Origin of the sequence: Streptomyces sp. NPDC000151, from assembly GCF_040301705.1 — a bacterium.
Taxonomy (GTDB): Bacteria; Actinomycetota; Actinomycetes; order Streptomycetales; family Streptomycetaceae; genus Streptomyces.
In genome coordinates this window covers 12,809-35,814 of the sequence record NZ_JBEPFC010000002.1, presented here as the reverse complement: position 1 = coordinate 35,814, position 23,006 = coordinate 12,809, and the positions used below count along the sequence as shown (strand labels likewise).

Sequence of the window (23,006 nt, the reverse complement as noted above, 5' to 3'; positions counted from 1 at the left end):
GTCCTTCACTCCTGTCTGTCCGACTGCGGTGCTTCGTACTTGTCTTCAGCCCTGGCTCGGCGCAGCGCACGGCCCCACCAGCCGATCCGGTCGAGCATCCGCCGGGCGGGTTCGTTCCACTCCGCCGCGCCGCGGGGCAGGCCGTCCGGGGCGAGCCGCTCCCAGTAGTTGTGGAAGCTGACGGTCTCGCGGACCGTGACGGCGTGCACCTCGCTGAACACCTGGCGCAGATGGGCGACCGCGCACAGGCCGGCCGAGGCCCCGCCGTAGGAGAGGAATCCCACGGGCTTGGCGTGCCATTCCTCGTCGTACCAGTCGATCGCGTTCTTCAGTGACGCCGGAAACGTCTGGTTGTACTCGGGTGTCACCACCACGTATGCGTCGGCCGCGGCCAGCCAGGGCGCCAGGTCCTTGACCGCCTGCGGTTTCGGGGCCGTGGGGTCGGCGGACATCACATCCGGCAGCCAGGCCGTGGCGAGGTCGATGACGTCCACGTCGAAGTCCTGCCGCAGCCGGGCACGCGAGGCGAACCACTCCGCCGCGACGGGCCCGAACCTCCCCTTCCGGATACTGCCGATGATGATCGCCAACCGCAGCCGCTCGCTCTCGGCCACCTCGCCGCCTTCCCACCCTGCTCCTTTGCCGGCTTGCTCGGGGAAGACTGGCCCATGCCGCTTCGGATTCGCTTCGGACGGGCTTCGGAGTGCGGGCCCGATGTCGTACTCGCCACCGATTCCGCCGCGAAGTGGCCGAGTTACGCTGATCACATGCGATTCGGGGTGCTGGGACCACTGGAGGTGTGGACGGACGAGCGCAGGCCGGTGCGCGTCCCCGAGGTCAAGGTCCGTACGCTCCTCGCCGACCTGCTCGCCCACCACGGGCAGGTGGTGCCGGCGGACCGGCTCATCGAGGACCTCTGGGGCGGTTCGACGTTCACGGCCAGGCCCACGGCCTCGCTGCAGGCGAAGGTCTCCCAGTTGCGGCGCGCCTTGGAGGACGCCGAGGCCGGTGGCCGCGACCTGGTCACCCACCGGGCCCCCGGCTACGCCCTGGAGGTCACGGCCGACACGCTGGACTCCGGCCGCTTCCGCACCCTCGTGGCCCGGGCCCGCGCGACCGGGAATCCCCGCGCGCGGGCGGCGCTGTTCACCGACGCGCTGGCGCTGTGGCGCGGACCCGCGTTCGCCGAGTTCGCCGACCAGCCCTACGTACGGCCGGCCGCCACGAGCCTGGAGGAAGACCGGCTCATCGCCATGGAGGAACACGCCGAGACCCGGCTGGAACTGGGGGAACACAGCCTTCTGATCGGCGAACTGACCGGCCTGGTGGACACGTACCCGCTGCGGGAGGGGCTGCGCGCCGCGCTGATGCGCGCCCTGTACCAGGCGGGACGCCCGTCCGAGGCGCTGGACTGCTTCACGGACCTGCGCCGTCGGCTCGGTGACGAGCTGGGGCTCGTCCCCAGCCCGGCCCTTGAGACGCTGCAGCGCGCCATCCTCCGCCACGACCCGGAACTGGCCCGGCCCGCACCCCCCGCACAGGCGATGACGGCTGTCCCCGCACGGCCGGCCCCGGGTGCGCCCCTCTCTCCCCTGGTGGGCCGCGACGCGGACGTGGAGAGGATCCGCACCCTGCTGTCCCGGCAGCGCCTCGTCACGCTCACCGGCCCCGGCGGCGTCGGGAAGACGCGCCTGGCCGTCGCCACGGCCGACAGCCTCTCCACGGCGTTTCCCGACGGCGCCTGGCTGGTGGAGCTGGCGGGCATCGGCGGCCCGCAGCGCGGGGCGAGCACGGAGTCGGTCGCCGAGCACGTGATGGCCACGCTCGGCATCCGCGAGAGCTCGGCGGACGACGGCAACGCCGGGCCGGCGGGACGCCTGGCCGCCGCGCTGGCCACCCGGCACCTGCTTCTGGTCCTGGACAACTGCGAGCATGTCGTCGAGCCGGTGGTGCACCTGGCGGGACTCCTGCTGAGCAAGGCCCCCGACCTGCACATTCTGACGACCAGCCAGGAGCCACTGCGTACCGCCGCCGAAGTGATCCATGTGGTCGCCCCCCTCTCCCTCCCCGCCCCGGGCCAGCGCGGACCCGACGCGGTGGCGGCCTCCGGCGCCGTGCGGCTCTTCGTGGAACGGGCCACCGCCGCCGACCCGGACTTCGTCCTCGACGTCACCACCGCGCCCCTGGTCGCCGATGTGTGCCGGCGCCTGGACGGCATCCCGCTCGCCCTGGAACTGGCCGCCACCCGGGTCAGAAGCCTGGGTGTCAGAGAGCTGCACGACCGCCTCGACGACCGCTTCCGGGTACTCAACAGCGGTTACCGCGACGCCCCTTCGCGCCACCGGACGCTGCAGGCCACCCTCGACTGGAGCTGGAGCCTGCTGGAGACCCGCGAGCAGACGGTGCTGCGCAGGCTGTCCGTCTTCGCCGAGGGGTGCTGCCTGGAGGCCGCCGAAGAGGTGTGCGCGGGCGGTGACGTGACCCGCGCCGATGTCCTGGACGTACTGAGTGTGCTGGTGGAACGCTCCTTCGCCCTCAGGACCGAGGGCCCCTCCGGCGTACGCTACCGACTGCTCGAATCCGTCGCGGCCTACGCGCGCGAGAAGCTGACCGAGTCGCACGAGTACGACGAGACGGCCGCCCGGCATCTGCACCAGTGCGTCCACCTCGCCGAGCTGGCCCGGCCGTACCTGTACGGACGCGAGCAGCGCGGCTGGTTCCTGACCCTGGACGTGGAGGCGGCCAATGTGCAGCGCGCCGTGGACGAGGCCCTCCGCACCGGCGCGGCGAGCCTCGCCCTGCGCCTGACCAACGCCCTGGCCTGGTACTGGTTCGTACGCGGCCGCCTGGGCGAGGCCCGCAGAATGCTGGCAACGGCACTGACGACGGCGGGCAGCGCCTCATCTGCCGAGCGGGACGAGGCGGGGATGTGGCACCGGGGGATGACGTTGTTGCTGGGGGTGGAGGGGAAGAGGGAGGGCGACGGTCCGGGCGACGCCACCGGCTCGGGTGGTGACGTGACCGACCCGGACGGCGACGCGACCGGCCGGATCGGCGTACACAGCTCGGAGCACGACGACCCGGCCGACGAGAAGAGCATCGACCGGGCCAGAGCCGACTGGTTCCTGGCCTACGCGCAGTGGACCGTGGGAGCACTGGCCGACGGCGAGCAGCGCGTGGAGCGGGTCCTGCGCGAGTTCCGCGCCCTGCGCGACGTGTGGGGAACCGCCGCCGCGCTCACCACCCGCGCCGCGTTCGCCCTGGCCCGCGGCGACCTGGAGGTACTGCGTGACAACGCCTTGGAGGCACGTACCCAGTTCGCCGAACTGGGCGACAACTGGGGCCGGTTGAAGACGAGCGAGATGCTCAGCCGGCTGGCCGAGATCAACGGCGACTACGACCGTGCGACCCAGCTGCAGCGCGAAAGCCTGCGCACCGCCGAGACGTTGGAGTTGTGGCGCGAGGTGAGCGCCAAACTGTCCGGACTCGGCAGGGTCGCGCTTCTCAGGCGTCGTTACGAGGAGGCGGAGGACCTGCACACCCGTGCCCTGCGCCTGGCGGTCGAGCAGGGCGACCAGCCCGCCGAGCAGTTCGCGGCGCTCGGCCTCGCGCTCGGTGCCAGGCGCCAGGGCCGCCACGACACCGCCGAAGCGTGGCTGCGCCCTTGGCTCGCGTGGAACCGCAGACGCGGGGACGCCCCCGGACTCGCCCTGGTCCTGGCCGAGCTGGGCTTCATCGCGGAACACCGCGGCGACGCCGAGCGCGCCCTCGCCCACCACCGCGACGGTCTCGCCGCGGCCCTGACGACCAAGGACCCCCGCTCGGTCGCCCTGGCCCTCGAAGGTCTCGCGGGCGCCCACTCCCTGGCCGGCCACCCCGAGCGCGCCGCCCGCCTCCTCGGCACCGCCGCGGCCACCAGAAAGCGGACCGGCGCTCCCCACCCGCCCGCCGAACGGGGCGACGTGGAGCGAATCTCCGAGCGCGTACGCACCGCACTCGACGAGCCTTCCTTCACCCACGAGTTCACCCACGGCAAGCAAACGCCCTACGAAACCCAGGCAACCCTGGAATCGGCCGGCCACCCCCACGCCTGATCACTCCGCAGAGCAACGCGACTTCTCCGGACGGGCGACACCCTCCGCGATCCGCAGAGCGGCCTGGGCGGGCGTGAGGTGCGTGGTGTCGACGACCTCGGCCTCGCCGTGCAGCCATGACCGGGCCGCCTCGGCGTAGGGCTCAAGGTATTGGAGACGGAACGGAGAGTCGGGGCCAAGAACGGTGTCGCCCGCGATCCGCCGGCGGAGGGAGTCCTGGTCGGCGTGGAGGACGAAGTGCCGTACCGGAATGCCGTGCTGGGCAAGGCCCGAGCTGATCTCGCGCCAGTACTGCTCGACCAGCACGGTCATGGGCATCACCAGTGTGCCACCGGTGTAGTCGAGTACGCGTCGGGCGGTCTCGACGACGAGCGGCCGCCAGGGCGGCCAGTGCTGGAAGTTGTCCGTCTCGGGCAGCCCTGGCGTGATGTCCATGAGTGTCTCGCCGACCTTCTCGGCGTCGAACACCCGTGAATCCGGGATCAGCTGCTGCACGAGTGCACTGGTCGTCGTCTTGCCTGCGCCATGGGCGCCGTTGAGCCATACGATCATGGGCCCGACGCTAGCGGTACGCGGACCACAGACCGGTGCCGAACACGTCACAAACAGGCGCCCGCCGGATATCGCCGTTCTCCAGCTCGTCCGCAGCTGGGTTTTGCCGCAAGTGACGGAGAGTCAGGTGCGTTTGTGCTGGGTGAGGGAGCCGTCCTCGGACCATTCGCGGTCCCATTGCCGGGCGCGCCGGTGGTTGAGGTACCGGCGTACGCCGCAGACCGTGGCCGACACCGCGGCGCACCAGCCGAGCGCCAGCAGGCCGCCGACCAGCGTGGCTCCGACGGCGCCGGCGATCGGGGGGAGCGGCTGGTGGGTGAGGCGGCCTCGGCCGTCCAGCCAGACCGGGACTCTCGTCCCCGCCTTACGGCCTGGCTCGACCTGTGTGAGGCCCGTGTGGACAGAGCCTCGTTCGTCGCGCCAGCGGACGGTAGCGCTCACCGTGTCGTGAGCGCCTCGCATGTCGTAGGCGCCCGTCGTTCGGCCGGGGGCGTCGGCCACGAGAACGGCGGTGGTGGGGTAACGCTCCTGACGCTGTTCCCGGACGGTGTCCTGAGCCGCTCGGCCCGTCATGACAGCCACGGTGGGGCCCCCGACGGCCACGAGCACCATGGCGACGAGCAGGACCACCGCCTCCAAGACGTCGGACGGCCGCTTGAGCGGATTGCTCCGCCAGCGCCACAGCCACTTCTTCGGCATGGCCACGCCTCCTTACGCTCCGAGGTGTGCCGGTCAGTGGCCCGCCTCTGCCGGGCCCGCGCCCCACACCCGTGCTGCGGCGTCCGTCGTCGGTTGCAGTACCGCCTCCGTCACCGCCGACGTGCGCAGGTGCGTACCGCGTTGGTAGTCCTCGTCGCGGACCATCTCGGAGAAGGCGTGACGGGACGGATAGGACACCAGCAGCACGGCGTCCCAGTCCTGCCCCGGCTCGGCGACGACGGGGGCGGCGCCCAGGCCGTAGTACAGGATCGTGGCGCCCACGCGCTCGGCGTGCGGGCGGAAGTGCCGGAGGTAGTCCGCATAGCCCTCGCCCCCTCCCCCGGGCGCGAAACGCAGCAGGTTCAGCATCACTACCGGAGCATCGGGGTCCTCCAGAAGGAATTGCTTCAGGCTCTTTCCCGTGGGGTCCACCGCCATGGCGCGCATTCTCCCGTCTGTGGTCTGTCCATCATCGGTCTCGTAGAGGGCTTCGAAAGCCTGGAGAGCTTCGAGGGCTTCGAGGGCTTCGAGGGCTCGTCGGCCTCACGTCGTGTGTATCGGTGATGTCACCGCCCCTACCGATGCGCAGGACACCAAGGACCTGTACTTCCCCAACACGCCCGAGTCGTAACGCGAGTGTGGTGCGGTCCAGTTCGACAGGCGGTCCGCCAATTCGGACGGTGACAGAGCCACCGAGAGTTCACGCCGCTCCAGGTCGATCGTCACGCGGTCGCCGTCGCGCAGCGCGGCCAGCGGTCCGCCGACCGCCGCCTCCGGGGCCACATGACCGGCCATCAGGCCCCGTGACGCGCCCGAGAAGCGGCCGTCCGTGACGAGTCCCACGTGCGGGCCCAGGCCACGGCCCACCAGCGCGGCCGTCACGCCCAGCATCTCGCGCATGCCCGGACCGCCGCGCGGGCCCTCGTACCGGATGACGACGACATCGCCCCGGCGGATGCGACCGGCCTGTACCGCCGCCATCGCGTCCTCTTCGCGGTCGAAGACCACCGCCGGTCCCGTCATCCGCGGCGTGGCCGACGCGGACGCCTTCACCACCGAGCCCGCAGGCGCGAGATTGCCCTTCAGGATCAGCAGTCCGCCGGTCCGGCTCAGCGCGCGCCCGGCCGGCACGACGACCTCCTGGCCCGGGGTCTCGCGGGCCTCGCCCACCTCCTCTGCCACGGTCCGTCCCGTGACCGTCGGCGCGCCGCCGTTCAGCAGTCCCGCCCCGTCCAGGGCCCGGCCCACCAGACGGGTGCCGCCGGCGCGGTCGAGGTCGACCGCCGTGAAACGCCCGCTGGGGCGCAGGTCGGCGATGACCGGGGTACGTGAGCTGATCGCGTCGAAGTCCGTCAGGTCGAGCGGGATGCCTGCCTCGTGGGCGATCGCGAGGAGGTGGAGTACGAGGTTGGTGGAGCCGCCCGTTGCGGTCCCCGCGGTGATCGCGTTGTGGAACGCGTCGGGGGAAAGGATCTTCTCCGGGGTCAGGCCCTGCTCGACCAGTCGCATGGCCAGTGCGCCCGCCGACTCGCAGACCTCCGTCCGCCGCGGGTCGGTGGCGGGCGGATCCATCGAACCGAAGGGGCTGAGGCCGAGGAATTCCAGGGCCATGGCCATCGTGTTGGCCGTGTAGTGGCCCGCGCAGGCGCCCGCGCCGGGGCAGGCGGCGCGCTCCAGTTCCCCGAGGCTCGCGTCGTCCAGTTCGCCTGCGGCATTGCGGCCAACGGCCTCGAACACGTCCTGGAGGGTGACCTCGGAGCCGCGGAAGCTGCCCGGCAGCATCGTGCCGGAGTACAGGATCAGGCCCGGCAGGCCGAGGCGTACGTGGGCCAGCGCGGCGGCGGGAAGGGTCTTGTCGCAGCCAGCGATGGTGACCAGGCCGTCCAACGCATGCCCGCGGCCCACGAGTTCGATGGAGTCGGCGATGACCTCGCGGCTCACCAGGGACGTGCGCATCCCCTCCGTGCCCATGGTGATCACATCGGATATCGCGATGGTGTTGATCTCCATCGGGGTGCCGCCCGCCGCGCGGATACCCTGCATCACGGACTCCGCCAGGCGGCGGTGGTTCAGATTGCACGGCATGGTGCCGATCCAGCTGTGGGCCACGCCGATCATCGGCCGGGACAGGTCCTCGGTGGACAGGCCGGTCGCACGTAACGCCGCACGCGCCGGAGCACGGTCACTGCCACACAGAAACGGATTCGCTGGCATCGCCCCTCCGGGAACCGATTTCGGGTTTTCTTGCTGTCTCGGTGCGTCGGAGCTTACGAGAGGAATCCCGGGCCCAGCAGGGAAATTCGCGGATGCGGCGGATCTCGGGCCATGAGGAACAGGCGCGTACGACTTTCGTGGGAGCCGGGTGCGCAGGGAGATGTATCGGAGTGCACCGGCCGTGAATTATGCGCCGCCGGGCCGAACGGTAGCGTCCGAGCGGAGAATTCATGTTTCCCTGCGAGGAGCAAAACGGAATGGAGTGTGGGCGGAATGGCAGCCGAAAGGCATGATGACACGGTTCAGGTGGGGATCATCGGCGGGAGCGGGCTGTACGACCTGGAAGCGCTGACCGGTGTGCGGGAAGTGCGGGTGACGACTCCGTACGGCGATCCCAGCGATGCGCTGATCGTCGGTTCGCTGGGCGGAATCCGGGTGGCCTTTCTGCCGCGGCACGGGCGGCGGCATCAGATCGTGCCCACGCATGTGCCGGCGCGCGCCAACATCTACGCACTCAAGAGCCTGGGCGTGCGGCAGCTGATCAGCGTCAGCGCGGTGGGCAGTCTGCGCGAGGACTTCCGGCCCGGCGATCTGGTGACGCCCGATCAGATCGTGGACCGGACGCGGGGCCGCAAGGAGACGACATTCTTCGACGAGAACATCGTCGTGCATGTGCCGTTCGGGGAGCCGTTCTGCGGTCGGCTGCGCGGGCTGCTGGGCTCGGCAGCACGGCGGGCGACGGATGCGGCCGTGCACGCCTCCGGTACGTACTGCTGCATGGAGGGCCCGCAGTTCTCCACCCGGGCCGAGTCCGAGCTCTACCGCTCCTGGGGGCTGGACATCATCGGGATGACGGCCGTGCCGGAGGCCAAGCTCGCCCGCGAGGCGGAGCTGTGCTACGCCGGGCTCGCGCTGGTCACGGACTACGACTGCTGGCGTGCCGAGACCGAGGACGTGAGCGCGAGCGGGGTGGCGGAGGTGATGCGGCGCAACAGCGCGGCCGCCAAGGCGAGCATGGTCGCGCTGCTCGAATCGCTGGACCCGGAGCCGAAGTGCGGCTGCCAGGACGCGCTGGCGGCATCGATCATCACTCCGCTGGACGCCGTCTCCGAGGTGACCAGGGACCGTCACAAGCTGCTGGTGGGCAAGTACTTCGCCACGGAGGCGCACAGGCCCGCGGCCTGACCGCACGCGAGTGAGAGCCGAGAGCCTGGCCTCCGCTGGTGCGGGGGCCAGGCTCTCGGCATACGGAACCGCCGGTGTACCGGGCCGTCAGCCCTCCGTCGTCAGATCAGCCCTCCGTCGTCAGGAGCGAGAAGACCCGGGCCGGGGCCAGGCGAGCGGCGCCGTCGAGGCCGCCGATGGAGGCGGCGACCGCATACCCGGTGATCTCCCCGCCGCCGTCGGTGACCAGCTCGCCGGCCGCCGCGAACGTACCGCCGGTGGCGAGGACGTCGTCGACCACCAGGACGCGGTCGCCCGGCGCCAGGGCCTCGCGCTGGATCTCCAGCGTGGCGGTGCCGTACTCCAGCGCGTACTCGGCACGGTGTACGGGCCCCGGCAGCTTGCCCTTCTTACGGGCGAGGACGAGCGGGCGGTCCGCTGCGGCGGCCACGGCCGTACCGAGGATGAAGCCGCGGGCCTCGATCGCGAGCACCCGGTCGAACTCGCCGGCGAAGGCGGCGGCAAAGGCCGCGGCCAGCCGCCTGACGAGTGCCGGGTCGCCGAAGACCGGCGTCAGGTCCTGGAACTGGATTCCGGGCTCGGGGAAGTCGGGGAAGACGCGGATCCGCTGCCGTACGGCAGCGCGGAGGGCGGCCGCACCGGGCGCAGCGGGGGTCGGCGCGGGCGGGACTACGGGAGTCGTCGCGGGCTGGGGTGTCATCTCTCCTGCTCTCGTGGTGGGTGGGCCGGCCGGTGGCCGGGGGGCCGGGCGCGCGGGCGTCGGGCGTGCGGGCGTCGGGCGTGCGGGTGCCGGGCGGGCGGGCGTCGGGTCACTGGGCCAGATAGCCGCCGTCGACCGGGAGGATCGCTCCGGTGATGAAGGAGGCCTCGTCCGAGGCGAGGAAGGCGATCGCGGCGGCGACCTCGCCGGGTTCGCCGATCCGGCCGAGCGGGTGCCGCCGGGTGATGTCGGCGAGGTACTCGGCGCCGCCCGGCTCGTCGGGGAGCCGCCGTACGCGGTCGGTCCTGATGGTGCCGGGCGCGACGGCGTTGACCCGGATGCCGTGCGCCGCCCACTCCACCGCCAGGTGCAGGGTGAGCCCGGAGGCGACGAACTTGGCCGGGCCGTAGGTGCTCTGCGACTCCTGGCCCGCGAGCCCGGAGATGGAGGACAGGCAGACGATGGAGCCGCTGCCGTTGAGCAGCATCGCCTCGATCGCGTACTTGCAGGACAGGAACATGCCACGGCCGTCGACGGCCATGACATGGTCCCAGTCCTGCGCGGTGGCCTCGGTGATCCGCTGCAGGGGCAGCACACCGGCGTTGGCGACCAGCACGTCCAGGCGTCCGTAGGCTTCCATGGCCGCGTCGGTCATCCGGTACGCGGCGCCCGGATCCGCGACATCGCCGGTGACCGTGTGGACCTCGGTGCCCTCGGCGGTCAGTTCGGCGGCGAGCTTGGCGAGGGCCTCGCCGTCGACGTCGCCGAGGACGAGGCGGGCGCCTTCCGCGGCGAAGCGTTCGGCCGTGGCCCGGCCGATGCCCTGGGCACCGCCGGTGATCAGGCAGGACTTGCCGCTGAGGCTGCGGGCTGGCGGTGGCGCTGTCATGGGACCTCCTGGGGGATCGAGGCCGGTGCCGTACGGTCCGGCGCGGGCGGGGTGAGCAGGCCGGGCGACCTCGTTGCCGGCCCGGTGGCAAAGGCGTCGCGGCGGCAGGCGCGGTCCAGCCAGAAGCCGGCGATCTGGCAGGTCACGATGGACATCAGGATCAGTGCGGCGAAGAACTGGGCGTTGATGATGCCCGCGCCGTAGGTGACGCTCGCGAGCAGGACGCCGAGCGTGCCGCGGGCGTTGAGCGCGACCGCGAGGCGGGTCGATACGCCGCGCCCCTCCCCCGCCAGCACCCCGGCCAGCCAGACGCTGCCGCCCTTCACGACGCACGCCAGAACGAGGAACCACGCGAAGAACAGCGGGTCGAGCTGGCGGGCCAGGTCCAGGCGGAGGCCGACGAGCGCGAAGTACACCGGGACGAAGAAGGCCAGGGAGAAGTGCCGGATCGCCTCCCAGGCGTGCAGGGCCCGGCCCTCCGCCTGCAGATCGCCGCTGCCGGAGTCGCTGCGGGCCGCGCAGATCCCGGCCATCAGCGCGCCGAAGACGGTGTTGATCCCCAGGGCCGCGCACACCGCGACGCCGGCGAAGAGCGCCGAGAGGCGGAAGGCGGTGGGGTTCTGGCGCTCCACCGGATTCCACCGACGGCTCGCGAGCCAGCGGAAGAACCGCGGCCCCCAGACCATGGTGAGGGTGAAGAACAGCAGGGTGGCGACGACGTAGTACGCCATGGTCGGCAGCGGCGCGTCGGTGCCGACCGCGGCCCACAGGCCGACGGCCTCGTCGGACTGGACCGCGGCGAGGCCGAGCACGACGGCGAGGACGATGTAGAGGACGGCGTCCTCGGCGACTGCGACCATGAGGACGATGCGGGCGAATGAGGTGTCCTGGATGCCGAGGTCCATGATGATCCGGGAGATCACCGGGATCGCGGCGACCGCGGTGGCGATGCCGAAGACGAGGGCGAGGGACAGTGCGGTGCCGTTCGGCCCCGCGAAGTCGCGGTGGCCCACCAGGCGTACGACGAGAACGCCGGCGACGAAGGGCAGGACCAGTCCCGCGGCGGCGATGATCGCGGCGGTGCGGCGCTCCCGCGCGCCCGCGCGGACGCGCAGCTCGGCACCGGCCAGGAACATCAGCAGGAGCAGGCCGATCTGGTTGACGGCATCGAGTCCGGTGGCGACCGCTCCCGTGGTGGGGAACAGCCGCGCGGTGAAGTGGGGTGCGAGGGCGCCCAGGACGGTCGGCCCGAGCAGCAGGCCGCCCACGACCTCGCCGATCACCGGTGGCTGCCGGAGCCGGGCGAAGAACCGGCCCACGGCATGTGCGGTGACGACGAGGACCAGGAGGGCGATCAGCAAATGGGCGACGTCGGCTGTTGACAGCGACATCTGGCCTCCGGAATTCATTGGCTGGTGGACATGGCTGCCCGGCAGCGTAATGACGTGATACGCAGTTCCGTATCGGCGTAAAGGGCGCAGTAAAAAGGGCCTTTGGGGGTGCGCGGATACCGCGAAATTCCCGTACGGGTGGCGCGGAATTCCCGGATGGACGGGCGCATGCGCTCGTACCGGCGGCACTTAGGTGGCAGGAGTCGTACGACCCGTGGCCGATGCGGGTCTCCCGCGCGGGCGGCAAGACTCGGTGCGCATGTACTGCGTTGTGTCATACGACCCGAATTCGACCTGATAAGGAGTCGCCCGTGATCGTCCTTTTCTGCGGAGACGTCGTCGGAGAACCCGCCACCGAGCGGCTGTCGGAGAGCCTGCCCGAGCTGCGCCAACGGCACCGGGTCGACCTGGTGGTGGTGAATGCCGAGAACAGTGCGCCCAACGGTCTCGGCATGGGCGCCAAACAGGTCGACCGGTTGCTGGAGGCCGGCGCCGATGTCATCACCGGCGGTAATCACTCCTGGGACAGCGAGGAGTCCGTCGGACTGCTGGACCTCCCCCAGGTCGTCCGCCCGGCCAATCTCGCGCCGGGGGTACCGGGCCGGGGGGTCCTGCATGTCACGGCCGCCGGTGAAACGGTGACGGTGGTCAATCTGGCCGATCACTGCGCCATGAAGTCGGTCAAGGCCACCGCCGGCAAGTTCCTTCCCGCGTACGAGGGTTGGCGCGCCGCGGACAAGCGGGGTGCCGTGATCGTCGACTACCACGGCGACCACGTGCTGGAGAAGCAGATCTTCGCGCACGCGGTGGACGGCGAGGCCGCTGCCGTGCTCGGCAGCCATACCCATGAGGCGACCGGGCCGCTGCATCTGCTGCCCGGCGGTACGGCTTTCGTCACCGAGGTCGGCATGACAGGACCGGGCGACGGAGTGCAGGGTTTCGCACCCGCCAACCTCGTCTCCGGGCTGCGCGAGACGGGGAATCCGTTCTCCGGCGCGATGCCGTCGGTGAGCCCGGGCCCGCTCGTGCTGGGCGCGGTGGTCCTGGAGATCCGTCACGGGCGTGCCGTACGGCTGGAGCGGGTGTCCTGGCCGGAGGACGACGCGGCCCACGCGCCCCGGACGAGGCTCGGCGACAAGGGAGCGGCAGCATGACGGCTGGTCAACTACCGGGCACAGCAGCTGCCTTGTCACCCCTTCAGGGATTCGAAGTGCACGACCTCTCGCTGTCGCTGGCGGAGGACCTGCCCTGCCATTGGCCCGCCCATCAGCCCTTTCAGCACAAGGTCTGGAGCTGGTTCGCCACGCGGAAGGACGGGGCCCAGGCGGCGTACAACCGCAGCGGCGCTCCCTACTCCACCCGCTGGATGGCGATCGACGAGCACACGGGGACGCACTTCGACGCCCCCAGCCACTTCGTCCCTCCCCCGGACTCCGGCCTGCCGAACGCCGCTCCCGCGGGTGAGGTCACCGCCGAACGGGTGCCGGTCGCGCAGCTGATGGGGCCTGCGGCCGTCGTGGACGTCACGGCCCTCGCGGCCGGCGGCGGCGACGATGGCGTGAGTCCCTTCATCACGGCGGACCACCTCACCGCGTGGGAACGCCGGTACGGACGGCTGGTCCCCGGCGAGGTGGTACTGCTGCGGACCGGCTGGGACACGCGGTACCGGCGCGGCCCCGAGGGCGACGCGTATCTGTACGACGTGATCGTGACCGGGCGTGCGCCCGGTTGGCCGGCGCCCGATGTGGCGGCGATGGAGCTGCTGCTGGACCGCGGCGTGCGGTGTGTCGGCATCGACGCGCCGTCGATGGGCGCCGCGCACGACGGCGTGCCGGTCCATGTCCGCGGGCTGAGCGCGGGTGCGGTGTACGTCGAGTGCCTGACCGGGCTGGACCGGCTGCCCGCGCGCGGCGCGTGGTTCTGCTTTCTGCCGCTGAAGGTCGAGGGCGGTACGGGAGCGCCCGGACGCGCGGTGGCGTTCCTGCCGCCCGCAACCGACGACTGAAGATCACTGAGGGATTTCTGAAGGGGTGTCACCATGCGTTCCACCATGCGCCGTACTGTCCGGCTGTCCGGTGCGCTGCTGCTCGCGGTGGCGGGCAGCACGCTGTCCGCGTCGCCTGCGCAGGCCGCCGGTGCGGCCGAGCCGCGCGTCATCACCTGCTCGGGCACCATCGCGGAGACGTTCTCGCCGGGGCTGACCGTGCAGAAGCGGCCCACCAAGGTCGTGGCGCACAGCAAGCTGTCCTGCACGGGCGGCGCCGTCACCTCGGTCACCTTCTCCTCCAGTTACACCGTGGAGTCCAGCTGTGTGTCCAATCAGCTGATCACGGTGGGCTCGCCGAAGTTCCGCTGGAACACCGGCGGAAAGTCCACCGCCACGTTCACGTACGCCGTCGGGCGCCCCGCGGGCCAGACCGTCGCGGCCGGTGTGGGGCAGGTGACCGAGGGCCGGTTCGCGGGGTACGCGGCGACCCGGGTGCTCGCCTCGCCCACCCCCGATGCGCTCAAGTGCCTCGGCACGGGCATTCCGTCGGCCAAGGGCGTCGATCATGTGACGCTGGTGGCCCAGCCGTAGGACGTACCGCCGGGCAACGGACGCGGCGTGCCGGGGAGGCTCTTCGGAGTTCTCTCCCCCGGCACGCCGCGTCCGTGTGCGTCCACGTCCGGTCCGCGGTCAGGCGGTCCGCGGTCAGGCGGTCCGCGGGCCGGCCCAGAAGGCGTCCAGCGGATACGGCGTCGCGGCGGCGATGAGCTGGCGGGCGGTGGCATGGGCCCGGTCCGCCGGGTTCTCGACGGTGCCGACGGTGTACTGGGCGATGACGCCTTCGTACAGCAGCAGGAGCTGGTCGGCCAGCAGATCGGGGGCGGGCGCCCCGGTGGCCTCGGCGAGTTCCCGTACGCGCTCGCGCAGGGCCTTCTTGTGACGGGCGACGACGCTGCGGGCCGGGTGATCGGGGCGGGCGAGTTCGACCTGGGCGTGGGCGAAGGCACAGCTGCGGAAGCCGGAGGGGGAGACGGCCCACTCCTTCAGCGCGTCGAAGACGGCGAGGAGCCGGGCGCGCGGGTCCGCACCGGCGTCGTCGATGCAGTCGTCGAGGATGAGCTGCCAGCGGGTCTGCCGGCCGTCGAGATAGGCGAGGAAGGCAATGGTGTCCACGGGGTTCTCCGTTCGGAAGGCCGGCGGTGCGCCGGCCGGCGGGTCAGATCGCGCGGCGGGAGAGGCCACGCACGGGCTGCGGGGGCGCGGTGCGGCGGGGCTGGGGTGCGGGACGTACCGGTGCCGTCGGCTCCACGGGCGTACGTACGGGTGCCGGGCCTTGGGGCGTACGGCCTCCGGAGCGGCGGGCGGGCAGCGGGGCGCCGTGGCGGACGGCGTGACCCGCGTTGATCCCGTAGGCCACGTCCTGGACGAGGCGTAGCAGGGAGCGGAGGAGTGCCTTCATGAGCGTCCGGTCCTTTCCGGTGATGAGCCGGCGGTCCCAGGAAGCGGGCCGGCCGGTCAGTCGCGGGGCAGCAGCAGTCGTGCCAGCAGGGTGGTCGCGCACAGCAGGGCCGCGGCGAGGGCGAGGCTGAGGTGGAGGCCGCCGACGGAGAAGCCGCCGTCGGCGGGTCCGGCGAGCAGCGTGCCGAAGAGGGCGACGGCGAGGGCGCCGCCGGTCTGCCGCATGGCGTTGAGCAGCCCGGAGGCGGTGCCCGCGCGGTGGCCCGGCACGCTGTCCATGAGCAGCGCTGTCAGCGCCGGCACGGTCACCGCGCTGAGGCCGAAGGGCAGCAGCAGTACCAGGACGAGCCAGGCGGGCGTACTGGGCCCGAGCGCCAGCAGCGCCGCCATCGCCAGGGCGAGCAGGGCTTGGCCCCAGACGATGACGGGGCGGCGCCCGTACCGGTCGGCGAGGCGCGGCGAGAGGATGTTGACCGCGGTGATCACAGCGGCGGTGGGGACGAACATCAGCCCGGCGGCGGTGCCGGACATGCCGCGCAGCTGCTGGTAGTAGAGGCCGAGCAGGAAGATCGTGCCGTAGTAGGCGGCGTTGACGGCGAAGCCGACGGTGAGCGTTGCGACGACCTCGCGCTGCCGGAGCAGCTCCAGCGGCACCATCGGCGCGGGATGCCGGGCCTCGGCGGTACGGAAGGCCAGGGCCGCGGCCGCCGCGACGCCGAGCGCGAGGCCGGACTGCCAGGTCGGGCGGCCCGCGTGGCCGCCTTCGATGACCGCGTAGGTCAGTGCGGCGAGGGCGAGGACGGCGGAGGCCTGGCCTGCCGGGTCGAAGGGGACATGGCGGCGGGCCGAGGCGGGGACACGGGTGAGCAGGGCCAGGATGAGCGCGCCGACGGGGAGGTTGAGGAGGAAGACGGCGCGCCATCCCGCGGTTTCGGTGAGGACACCGCCGAGTACGGGGCCGATGGCCATGGCGAGCGAGCCGCCGACCGACCACAGGGCGATGGCGCGGGCCCGGCGGCCGGGGTCGTCGTAGGTCTGCCGGATCAGGGCGAGGGAGGCGGGCATGACGACGGCGGCGGCGCTGCCCTGGACGACACGGGCGGCGATCAGGGTGCCGATGCCGGGCGCGAGGGCGCAGGCGAGGGAGGCGACGGTGAAGAGGGTGACGCCGACGGCGTAGGCACGGCGGGCACCGGAGCGGTCGGCGAAGGAGCCGGCGGAGAGCATCAGCGCGGCGAACATCAGGGTGTAGGCATCGACGACCCACTGCAGGCCCGCCATGCCGCCGTGCAGGCTCGAACGGATCGCGGGGAGCGCGATGTTGACGCCGGAGACGTCGACGGTGATGACGAGGAAGCCGAGGAGCGCGGCGAGCAGGGCGACAGCCGGGGGCGCGCCGGCCGCCTTCCACGGCGTCGATAACGCCGCGGCCCCTGGCTCGGCGGCGGGCGGGGAACCCGGCGCGGGGGTGGGCGGGGTGAGGGCTGGCATGGCGAATCCTCCAGGCAGCGGCGGGCACTTCGCGGGGGGGGGCGGGCACTTCAGGAGGCGGCGGGCACCTCGGGGAAGCGGCGGCGGGCGCTTCGGCAGGCGGTCAGCCGCGCTCTCGCCCGAAGAACTCCACCAGCGTCTTGGCCGTCTCCTCGGGCTGGTCCTCGGCGACGAAGTGGCCGGCGCCGGGGATGGTGGCGCGTTCGGCGCCGGGGATGGCGGCGGCGAGCCGGTCTCCGGTGGCGGTCGGCAGCCACTCGTCCTCGGCTCCCCACAGGACGAGGGTGGGCACGGCGACCTCACCCAGCCGGTCCACGGCCGCGCGGGTGTCCTCGAAGCTGACGGCGCAGACCTGGTCGATCCAGCGCCGCTGGCCTTCGGGGCCCGCCCAGGGCGCACGGTAGGCCGCGGCGGCCTCCTCGGACATCGGCCGGTGCACGGCGGTGCGCAGGCGGGCGGTGACGATGTCGTCGAAGATGTGCGTCGGCATGGTGCGGTACGCCTCGGCGTACCGCTGCTGGTGCTCGGTGAAGGGGGTGTTCCAGGGACCGAGGACAGCGGCGTCGAGGAGGGCGAGGTGGGAGGCCGGTACCCCGTCGAGGAGGTGTGCCCGCATGACGACGCCGCCGCCGATGTCGTGTCCGACCAGCGCGGGTGCGGTGAGCCCCCAGTGGTCGACGAGCTCGGCGAGGGTACGGGCCTGCTGGGCGATGGAGGGGGTGGCTCCGGGGGCGATACGAGAGGCGCCGAAGCCGAGGAGGTCCCAGACGTAGACGGTGTGGTGGCGGGCGAGCGCGGGGACGGCGCTCCGCCAGAGGTAGGACGAGGCGGGGGTCCCGTGGACGAGGACGACGGGCGGGCCCTCGCCGAAGACGCCGGTGGCGACCTCGCCGGCGGCGACCGGTACGCGCTGGTAGAGCTGCCACGGGGCGGGTTGGGCATGCGTGCTCATGCCGATCCCTCCAGACCTAAGGGGTATAGTCGAGGTTCTCCGATTACCGTAGCATGGAGTAAGGCTTGAAGATTCCTTTTTCCGATTACGCATTGGGTGCGGGCGTCGCGACCGACCTGGTCAACACCTCCGCCCTCGTCCGCAGAAGTACCGGCGAGATGCTCGTGGACCCGGCCGCGCTCGGCCGCTTCCTCAGCGAGTACGAGGTCCCCGTGGACACCGCGCCGCCCGGCCGCCGGCCGACCGAAAAGGATCTGGAGCAGGTGCTCGCGCTGCGCCAGGAGCTGCGTGCGCTGCTGGAGTCCGACAGCGAGGACCGGGTGGCGGAGGGCGCGAACGCGCTGGTCAGGCGGGCAGGCATGGGTCCGTCCCTGGAGCGGGACGCGGACGGGCGCTGGCAGTGGTACCTCACCACGGGCCCGGACGCCTCGCTCGCCGAGGAGCTGGCCGCCATGATCGGCACCGGCCTGCTGGGCGTGCTGCGGGCGCTGAACCACGACCGCATCCGCCACTGCGCCTCGCCCGTGTGCGACGGGATGTTCGTCGACACGAGCAAGGCCGGGCGGCGCCGGTACTGCATGCCCGACCTGTGCGGCAATCGCCTCAACGTCGCCAAGCACCGCGCCCGCCGGCTCGCGGCCGCAGGCGACTCCGGCGAGGTCAGCGGGACGGGTCGGGGGCGTTCCCCGGAGGCGTGACGGCGCTCAGGAGGGCCCGCCAGGCCCGGGTGAGCTGGGCCGCGGCCGGAGTGCCGGTGTGGGCGCAGGCGGCGTGCAGCCCGGCGGTCTCCGCCGCCGCCACGAGGCCGACCGCCAGTACGGTCACCGTGGCCGCATCCACCCCTGCCCGCAGTGCTCCCTCGCGGGCCGCCCGGGCGCTCACCGCATGCAGGCTCGGCAGCCATACGCCGTACCAGCCGGCCCGGTCCCCCGCCTCGCCGCCCAGCCGGCTCGCCGCACGCACGAGGTCGTCCTCGCCGAGCAGCACCACCAGTACCCGGGTGATGTCGACCACCGCCTGCAGCGCGCAGGCCGCGTCCTCGGCGCTGCGTGCCACGGCCTCCCGGGTGATCCGGTGCCCCTGCGCGCAGACCGCGTCGGCCAGCGCCTGTTTCGATGCGAAGTGAAAGGTGATCGCCCCCATCGTCACCCCCGCCGTCCGCGTGATGTGGGTGAGGGTGGTGGCGGCGTAGCCCCGCCGGGCGAACTCCGCGGCGCCCGCTTCCAGGACACGCCGGCGTGTCCGTGCGGCTCGTTGCTGGATCACCAAGTGCCTTTCCTCCTCGGCCACCCGCCCGCCCTGCGCCGGGACGCCGGAAGCGGCGCACGGAGCAGTGCGCGGGACGCGGCCCTGACGCTCCGTACGCCGCTCGGCGGCAGCTCCGTACTCAGCGGCCGGCCTCCGGGAGGATCGCGTCGGCCTCGATCTCCACCAGCAGGGCGGGGTTGGCCAGCGCCGAGATGCCGACGAAGGTGGCCGCCGGGCGCGCCTCCCCGAACACCGCGGCATGGGCGCGGGCCACGGCGTCGAAGTCGGCGATGTCGGTGAGGTAGACGCGGGTGCGGACGACATCGCCGATGTCGCCGCCGGCCTCTTTCAGGGCCGCGGCGATGCGGTCGAGGCTCTCGGCGGCCTGCTTGCCCGCGTCGTCGCCGCCGACCGGACCGTCGGGGCCCGAGGCCGTCGTACCGGAGACGGAGACGAACGGGCCGACGCGCACGGCTCGGGAGAAGCCGACGAGGGACTCGAACGGGGAACCGGAGCTGAAGAGCTGCCGCTCGTTGGTGGTCGTGCTCATGCCTGTCCTCCAGAAGTGAGGGTGTGGGTGGTGTCCGGTCGGGTGGTGGTTCAGGAGATCGGCACGGCTGCCGATACCGGCGTACGCCACTCCGGATGAGCAGCGCGGCCCGCGGGCGCGGCGCGCCCCGTCACCGTCGCGCGAAACGCCGCCGCGATCGCGTCGAACACCGGGCGTTCCTGTGCGTACGGGCGGCCTTCGAACGCTGCCGCCGGGACGAGTTCACTGGCGGTGCCGGTGAGAAAGACCTCCTGCGCCGCGCTGACGTCGGCCACCTCCACCGGTCCTTCCTCGACGTCCAGGCTCAGGTCGCGGGCGAGGGTGAGCACCGTGTCGCGGGTGATGCCGGCGAGCAGGCTGTCGGTGAGCCACGGAGTACGCAGCCGCCCGTCGGTGACGAGGAAGACGTTGGAGACGGTGGCCTCGGCGACCCGGCCGGTGACGCAGTCGAGCTGCAGCGCGTCGTCGAACCCCGCGGCCAGGGCCGCGGTCTTGGCCAGGGCCGAGGTGACGTATGTACCGACGGCCTTGGCGCGCGGCGGGAAGGTCTCCGGCGAGGGGCGGCGCCACGGCGAGACGGTCAGCCGCACGCCCGGCGCCGGTACGTGCGCCTGGGTCCGCCCGGCGACCGCCTCGGGGGGCGGCGCGGCCATCGGCCAGACCTCGATGCCCAGGGTGAAGGGCACGGTGGACAGGTCGATGCTCAGGAAGGGGTCGGCCGCGAAGAGTCCGGGCCGTACGTAGGCGTCGGCGAAGCCGCACTCGGCCGCGGCCCGCAGCGCCGCTTCGCGCAGCCGGGCCAGGTCGTAGTCGTGGTGGATGCCGAGCAGGCGAGCGGAGTCGAGCAACCGGAGCAGATGGTCGTCGAGGCGGAAGAGCGCGGGCCCTTCCGGTGTGGCGTAGCAGCGGATTCCTTCGAAGACGGCGGTGCCGTGCTGGACGCTGCTGCTGCCGAAGGGGATGCCGCGGCCGGGCGCGGTGTGCCGGGCGCCGGGGCCGTCCCAGTAGGTGTAGGCCGAAGTGGGCGGGGTCATCGTGGGCTCGCCTCCTTCACAGGGCCGCGAGCACGGCGCGGGTGGTGTCGTCGGTGGTGGCGGTGCCGCCGAGGTCGGGGGTGCGCAGCCCGGCGTCCAGGGCGCGTTCGACGGCGGTCTCGACCGCGTCGGCGGCGTCGGGTCGCCCGAGGCCATGACGGAGCATCAGGGCGACGGAGAGGATGGTGCCGAGGGGGCTGGCGTGGCCGCGGCCCGCGATGTCGGGAGCCGAGCCGTGGATGGGTTCGAAGAGCCCGCCGCGGACGCCGGCGGCCGGGTCGGGCGGCCCGGGCAGGGAGGCGCTGGGCAGCAGTCCGAGGGAGCCTGCGATGGCTGCGGTCTCGTCGCTGAGGATGTCGCCAAACATGTTCTCGGTGAGGACGATGTCGAAGGACGCGGGGTCGGTGACCAGGCGCATCGCGGCGGTGTCGACGAGGAGATGGTCGAGGGCGAGCTGCGGGTACTCGCGCTCGACCACGCGGGTCACGGTCTCGCGCCACAGCCGTGAGGTGTCCAGGACGTTCGCCTTGTCGACGGAGGTGACGCGGGCGCGGCGGCCGGTGCCGGCGGCGAGTTCGCAGGCGACACGGGTGACGCGCTCGATCTCGGCGACGGTGTAGGCACAGGTGTCGTAGGCGTCGTCGGCGGTGCGGGCGCGCCGGCCGAAGTACAGGCCGCCGGTGAGCTCGCGGACGACGATCAGGTCGACGCTCTTGGTGCGTTCGGGTTTGAGGGGGCCCGCGTCGACCAGTGCGGGGAAGGGGCGCACGGGGCGGAGGTTGGCGTACAGGCCAAGGGCCTTGCGCAGTTCGAGTACGCCCTGTTCGGGGCGGGGTGCGTCGGGGTCGGCGGGCTGGGTTCCGGTGCCGACGGCGCCGAGCAGGACGGCGTCGGCCCGGGTGCAGGCCGCGAGCGTCTGCGGGGGCAGCGGCCGCCCCGTACGGTCGATGGCGGCGGCACCGATGGGGTATTCGCGCACGTCGAAGTCACCGACCGCGCGGAGGATGTGCAGGGCGGAGGCGACGACCTCGGGGCCGATGCCGTCACCGGGGAGGGCGACGATGCGTGGCCGCGCGGTGGGGGCGGTACCGGGGGTGGTCACAGGTCCTCCGGGGAAGCGAGGCGGCCCAGCACAGCGGTGGCCGCCGCGACCGGCGGGGAGACCAGGTGGGTGCGGGCGCGGTCCCCCTGACGGCCTTCGAAGTTGCGGTTGGAGGTGGAGGCGCTGCGCTGGGCGGCCTGGAGACGATCGGGGTTGACGCCGATGCACATCGAGCAGCCCGCCGAGCGCCATTCGGCCCCGGCCTCGCGGAAGACCTTGTCCAAGCCCTCGGCCTCGGCATCCAGGCGTACCCGGGTGGAGCCGGGGACGATCAGGGCGCGCACGCCGTCGGCGACGCGGCGGCCGCGCAGCACCTCGGCCGCGGCCCGCAGGTCCTCGATGCGGCCGTTGGTGCAGGAGCCGACGAAGACGGTGTCGACGGGGATGGCGCGCAGCGGGGTGCCGGGGGCGAGGTCCATGTACGCCAATGCGGTGCGGGCGGCTTCGCGTTCGCCGGGGTCGGCGAAGGCGTCCGGGTCGGGGACGGTGCCGTTGAGGGGGCCGCCCTGGCCGGGGTTGGTACCCCAGGTGACGTACGGGCCGAGCTCCGCGGCGTCGAGGGTGATCTCCTTGTCGAAGACGGCGTCGGCGTCGGTGGCGAGGGTGCGCCAGTGGGCGACGGCGGCATCCCAGGCCGCGCCGGCGGGGGCGTGCGGGCGGCCCTTGAGGTAGTCGAGGGTGGTGTCGTCGGGGGCGATGAGCCCGGCCCTGGCGCCTGCTTCGATGGACATGTTGCACACGGTCATCCGGGCTTCCATCGACAGGCCGCGAATGGCCTCGCCGCGGTATTCGATGACGTATCCCTGGCCGCCGCCGGTGCCGATGCGGGCGATGACGGCGAGGATGAGGTCCTTGGCGGTGACGCCGGCGGGCAGGGTGCCTTCGACATTGACGGCCATGGTGCGGAACGGCGGCATCGCGAGCGTCTGGGTGGCCAGGACGTGTTCGACCTCGCTGGTGCCGATGCCGAAGGCCAGGGCGCCGAGCGCGCCGTGGGTACTGGTGTGGCTGTCACCGCAGACGATGGTCATGCCGGGCTCGGTGAGGCCCAGTTGGGGTCCGATGACGTGGACGATGCCCTGGTCCTCGTGGTCGAGGTCGAAGAGCTCGACGCCGAATTCCGCGCAGTTCTCCCGCAGGGCGCCGACCTGGGCGCGGGACACGGGGTCGGCGATGGTGCGGCGTCCCGCCATCAGGTCGGTGGGAACGTTGTGGTCCGCCGTGGCGACGGTCAGGTCGGGCCTGCGTACGCCGCGGCCTGCCGCCCGCAGCCCGTCAAAGGCCTGCGGACTGGTCATCTCGTGCATGAGGTGCAGATCGATGTAGATCAGGTCGGGCAGATTCTCCGCCCGGTCGACGGTATGTTCCTGCCATATCTTCTCGGCCAAGGTAAGACCCATGGCCGTGGACGGTACCGCTCGGGATTCCCGCATTTGAAGAAGAATCGGCGAGGAATTCCA

General features: G+C 72.3%; 23 protein-coding genes. 6 read left to right on the top strand and 17 right to left on the bottom strand.

Annotation, left to right across the window (positions count from 1 at the left end):
- Window positions 1-5: 5 nt before the first annotated feature.
- The gene (locus tag ABT381_RS01210; RefSeq protein ID WP_351586272.1) at window positions 6-614 is read right to left on the bottom strand and encodes an NADPH-dependent FMN reductase; all 609 of its coding nucleotides are present in this window, start codon (window positions 612-614) and stop codon (window positions 6-8) included.
- 153 nt (window positions 615-767) lie between these two features.
- Between ABT381_RS01210 and ABT381_RS01205 the strand changes: the two genes are divergently transcribed.
- On the top strand, window positions 768-4,094 hold the full coding sequence (locus tag ABT381_RS01205; protein WP_351586270.1) for an AfsR/SARP family transcriptional regulator: 3,327 nt from the start codon (window positions 768-770) through the stop codon (window positions 4,092-4,094).
- Here ABT381_RS01205 and ABT381_RS01200 read toward each other — a convergent pair whose 3' ends face one another.
- From ABT381_RS01200 to ilvD, 4 genes are all read right to left on the bottom strand, one after another.
- Entirely contained in the window at window positions 4,095-4,646 is a 552-nt protein-coding gene (locus ABT381_RS01200; protein WP_351586268.1) for an AAA family ATPase, read from the bottom strand. It abuts the gene before it with no gap.
- Between the two features lie 123 nt (window positions 4,647-4,769).
- Window positions 4,770-5,345, bottom strand: a complete 576-nt coding sequence (locus ABT381_RS01195) for an Rv1733c family protein (protein ID WP_351586266.1) — start codon at window positions 5,343-5,345, stop codon at window positions 4,770-4,772.
- A gap of 33 nt (window positions 5,346-5,378) precedes the next feature.
- Window positions 5,379-5,783 (bottom strand): DUF1330 domain-containing protein, encoded by a 405-nt coding sequence (locus ABT381_RS01190; protein WP_351586264.1) that lies wholly within the window; start codon window positions 5,781-5,783, stop codon window positions 5,379-5,381.
- A 105-nt stretch (window positions 5,784-5,888) separates the two neighbouring features.
- Entirely contained in the window at window positions 5,889-7,559 is a 1,671-nt protein-coding gene (gene ilvD, locus ABT381_RS01185) for a dihydroxy-acid dehydratase (RefSeq protein ID WP_351586262.1), read from the bottom strand.
- 273 nt (window positions 7,560-7,832) lie between these two features.
- Here ilvD and mtnP point away from each other — a divergent pair, with 273 nt between their 5' ends.
- On the top strand, window positions 7,833-8,744 hold the full coding sequence (gene mtnP / locus ABT381_RS01180) for an S-methyl-5'-thioadenosine phosphorylase (RefSeq protein ID WP_351586260.1): 912 nt from the start codon (window positions 7,833-7,835) through the stop codon (window positions 8,742-8,744).
- A gap of 106 nt (window positions 8,745-8,850) precedes the next feature.
- Here mtnP and ABT381_RS01175 read toward each other — a convergent pair whose 3' ends face one another.
- The 3 genes from ABT381_RS01175 to ABT381_RS01165 all read right to left on the bottom strand — a co-directional run bounded on the left by ABT381_RS01175 (window position 8,851) and on the right by ABT381_RS01165 (window position 11,724).
- The gene (locus tag ABT381_RS01175; protein WP_351586258.1) at window positions 8,851-9,444 is read right to left on the bottom strand and encodes an adenine phosphoribosyltransferase; all 594 of its coding nucleotides are present in this window, start codon (window positions 9,442-9,444) and stop codon (window positions 8,851-8,853) included.
- Between the two features lie 109 nt (window positions 9,445-9,553).
- The gene (locus tag ABT381_RS01170) at window positions 9,554-10,333 is read right to left on the bottom strand and encodes an SDR family NAD(P)-dependent oxidoreductase (RefSeq protein ID WP_351586256.1); all 780 of its coding nucleotides are present in this window, start codon (window positions 10,331-10,333) and stop codon (window positions 9,554-9,556) included.
- Complete coding sequence (locus tag ABT381_RS01165; RefSeq protein ID WP_351586254.1) at window positions 10,330-11,724, bottom strand: cation:proton antiporter; 1,395 nt, start codon at window positions 11,722-11,724, stop codon at window positions 10,330-10,332. The genes ABT381_RS01170 and ABT381_RS01165 overlap by 4 nt, the downstream gene beginning before the upstream one ends.
- 311 nt (window positions 11,725-12,035) lie before the next feature.
- On the opposite strand from ABT381_RS01165, the gene ABT381_RS01160 reads away from it, so the two are divergent.
- From ABT381_RS01160 to ABT381_RS01150, 3 genes are read left to right on the top strand one after another with little or no spacing between them, the layout of a single operon-like run.
- Complete coding sequence (locus ABT381_RS01160) at window positions 12,036-12,878, top strand: TIGR00282 family metallophosphoesterase (RefSeq protein ID WP_351586252.1); 843 nt, start codon at window positions 12,036-12,038, stop codon at window positions 12,876-12,878.
- A gap of 56 nt (window positions 12,879-12,934) precedes the next feature.
- Window positions 12,935-13,729: a cyclase family protein gene (locus tag ABT381_RS01155; RefSeq protein WP_351586250.1), complete on the top strand. Its 795-nt coding sequence runs from the start codon at window positions 12,935-12,937 to the stop codon at window positions 13,727-13,729.
- A gap of 33 nt (window positions 13,730-13,762) precedes the next feature.
- Complete coding sequence (locus ABT381_RS01150; RefSeq protein WP_351586248.1) at window positions 13,763-14,302, top strand: hypothetical protein; 540 nt, start codon at window positions 13,763-13,765, stop codon at window positions 14,300-14,302.
- A 114-nt stretch (window positions 14,303-14,416) separates the two neighbouring features.
- Here ABT381_RS01150 and ABT381_RS01145 read toward each other — a convergent pair whose 3' ends face one another.
- The 4 genes from ABT381_RS01145 to ABT381_RS01130 form a co-directional block, all read right to left on the bottom strand.
- A complete protein-coding gene (locus ABT381_RS01145) occupies window positions 14,417-14,884 on the bottom strand; it encodes a TetR family transcriptional regulator (protein ID WP_351586246.1) in 468 nt (155 codons plus the stop codon).
- Window positions 14,885-14,927: 43 nt separating this feature from the next.
- On the bottom strand, window positions 14,928-15,170 hold the full coding sequence (locus tag ABT381_RS01140) for a hypothetical protein (RefSeq protein WP_351586244.1): 243 nt from the start codon (window positions 15,168-15,170) through the stop codon (window positions 14,928-14,930).
- A gap of 56 nt (window positions 15,171-15,226) precedes the next feature.
- Entirely contained in the window at window positions 15,227-16,660 is a 1,434-nt protein-coding gene (locus ABT381_RS01135; RefSeq protein WP_351586242.1) for an MFS transporter, read from the bottom strand.
- A 103-nt stretch (window positions 16,661-16,763) separates the two neighbouring features.
- Entirely contained in the window at window positions 16,764-17,612 is an 849-nt protein-coding gene (locus ABT381_RS01130) for an alpha/beta fold hydrolase (protein WP_351586240.1), read from the bottom strand.
- A 65-nt stretch (window positions 17,613-17,677) separates the two neighbouring features.
- On the opposite strand from ABT381_RS01130, the gene ABT381_RS01125 reads away from it, so the two are divergent.
- Window positions 17,678-18,310: a CGNR zinc finger domain-containing protein gene (locus ABT381_RS01125; RefSeq protein WP_351586238.1), complete on the top strand. Its 633-nt coding sequence runs from the start codon at window positions 17,678-17,680 to the stop codon at window positions 18,308-18,310.
- Here ABT381_RS01125 and ABT381_RS01120 read toward each other — a convergent pair.
- From ABT381_RS01120 to leuC, 5 genes are all read right to left on the bottom strand, one after another.
- Window positions 18,273-18,878, bottom strand: coding sequence for a TetR family transcriptional regulator (locus tag ABT381_RS01120; RefSeq protein ID WP_351586236.1), 606 nt, complete (start codon window positions 18,876-18,878; stop codon window positions 18,273-18,275). The two genes, ABT381_RS01125 and ABT381_RS01120, sit on opposite strands and share 38 nt — an antisense overlap.
- 121 nt (window positions 18,879-18,999) lie before the next feature.
- Window positions 19,000-19,410, bottom strand: coding sequence for a RidA family protein (locus ABT381_RS01115; protein ID WP_351586234.1), 411 nt, complete (start codon window positions 19,408-19,410; stop codon window positions 19,000-19,002).
- 50 nt (window positions 19,411-19,460) lie between these two features.
- Window positions 19,461-20,444 carry an aminotransferase class IV gene (locus ABT381_RS01110; protein ID WP_351586232.1) on the bottom strand — a complete coding sequence of 328 codons (984 nt, stop codon included), beginning with the start codon at window positions 20,442-20,444 and terminating at the stop codon, window positions 19,461-19,463.
- A 16-nt stretch (window positions 20,445-20,460) separates the two neighbouring features.
- Window positions 20,461-21,546: a 3-isopropylmalate dehydrogenase gene (gene leuB / locus ABT381_RS01105; protein WP_351586230.1), complete on the bottom strand. Its 1,086-nt coding sequence runs from the start codon at window positions 21,544-21,546 to the stop codon at window positions 20,461-20,463.
- Entirely contained in the window at window positions 21,543-22,946 is a 1,404-nt protein-coding gene (gene leuC / locus ABT381_RS01100; protein ID WP_351586228.1) for a 3-isopropylmalate dehydratase large subunit, read from the bottom strand. Before leuC ends, leuB begins: the two co-directional genes overlap by 4 nt.
- Window positions 22,947-23,006: the final 60 nt, after the last annotated feature.

Coding starts and splice junctions, on each gene's coding strand:
- ABT381_RS01205 (WP_351586270.1), top strand. CDS start 768: ATGCGATTCGGGGTGCTGGGACCACTGGAGGTGTGGACGGACGAGCGC.
- ABT381_RS01200 (WP_351586268.1), bottom strand. CDS start 4,646: ATGATCGTATGGCTCAACGGCGCCCATGGCGCAGGCAAGACGACGACC.
- ABT381_RS01195 (WP_351586266.1), bottom strand. CDS start 5,345: ATGCCGAAGAAGTGGCTGTGGCGCTGGCGGAGCAATCCGCTCAAGCGG.
- ABT381_RS01190 (WP_351586264.1), bottom strand. CDS start 5,783: ATGGCGGTGGACCCCACGGGAAAGAGCCTGAAGCAATTCCTTCTGGAG.
- ilvD (WP_351586262.1), bottom strand. CDS start 7,559: ATGCCAGCGAATCCGTTTCTGTGTGGCAGTGACCGTGCTCCGGCGCGT.
- mtnP (WP_351586260.1), top strand. CDS start 7,833: ATGGCAGCCGAAAGGCATGATGACACGGTTCAGGTGGGGATCATCGGC.
- ABT381_RS01175 (WP_351586258.1), bottom strand. CDS start 9,444: ATGACACCCCAGCCCGCGACGACTCCCGTAGTCCCGCCCGCGCCGACC.
- ABT381_RS01170 (WP_351586256.1), bottom strand. CDS start 10,333: ATGACAGCGCCACCGCCAGCCCGCAGCCTCAGCGGCAAGTCCTGCCTG.
- ABT381_RS01165 (WP_351586254.1), bottom strand. CDS start 11,724: ATGTCGCTGTCAACAGCCGACGTCGCCCATTTGCTGATCGCCCTCCTG.
- ABT381_RS01150 (WP_351586248.1), top strand. CDS start 13,763: ATGCGTTCCACCATGCGCCGTACTGTCCGGCTGTCCGGTGCGCTGCTG.
- ABT381_RS01140 (WP_351586244.1), bottom strand. CDS start 15,170: ATGAAGGCACTCCTCCGCTCCCTGCTACGCCTCGTCCAGGACGTGGCC.
- ABT381_RS01135 (WP_351586242.1), bottom strand. CDS start 16,660: ATGCCAGCCCTCACCCCGCCCACCCCCGCGCCGGGTTCCCCGCCCGCC.
- ABT381_RS01130 (WP_351586240.1), bottom strand. CDS start 17,612: ATGAGCACGCATGCCCAACCCGCCCCGTGGCAGCTCTACCAGCGCGTA.
- ABT381_RS01115 (WP_351586234.1), bottom strand. CDS start 19,410: ATGAGCACGACCACCAACGAGCGGCAGCTCTTCAGCTCCGGTTCCCCG.
- ABT381_RS01110 (WP_351586232.1), bottom strand. CDS start 20,444: ATGACCCCGCCCACTTCGGCCTACACCTACTGGGACGGCCCCGGCGCC.
- leuC (WP_351586228.1), bottom strand. CDS start 22,946: ATGGGTCTTACCTTGGCCGAGAAGATATGGCAGGAACATACCGTCGAC.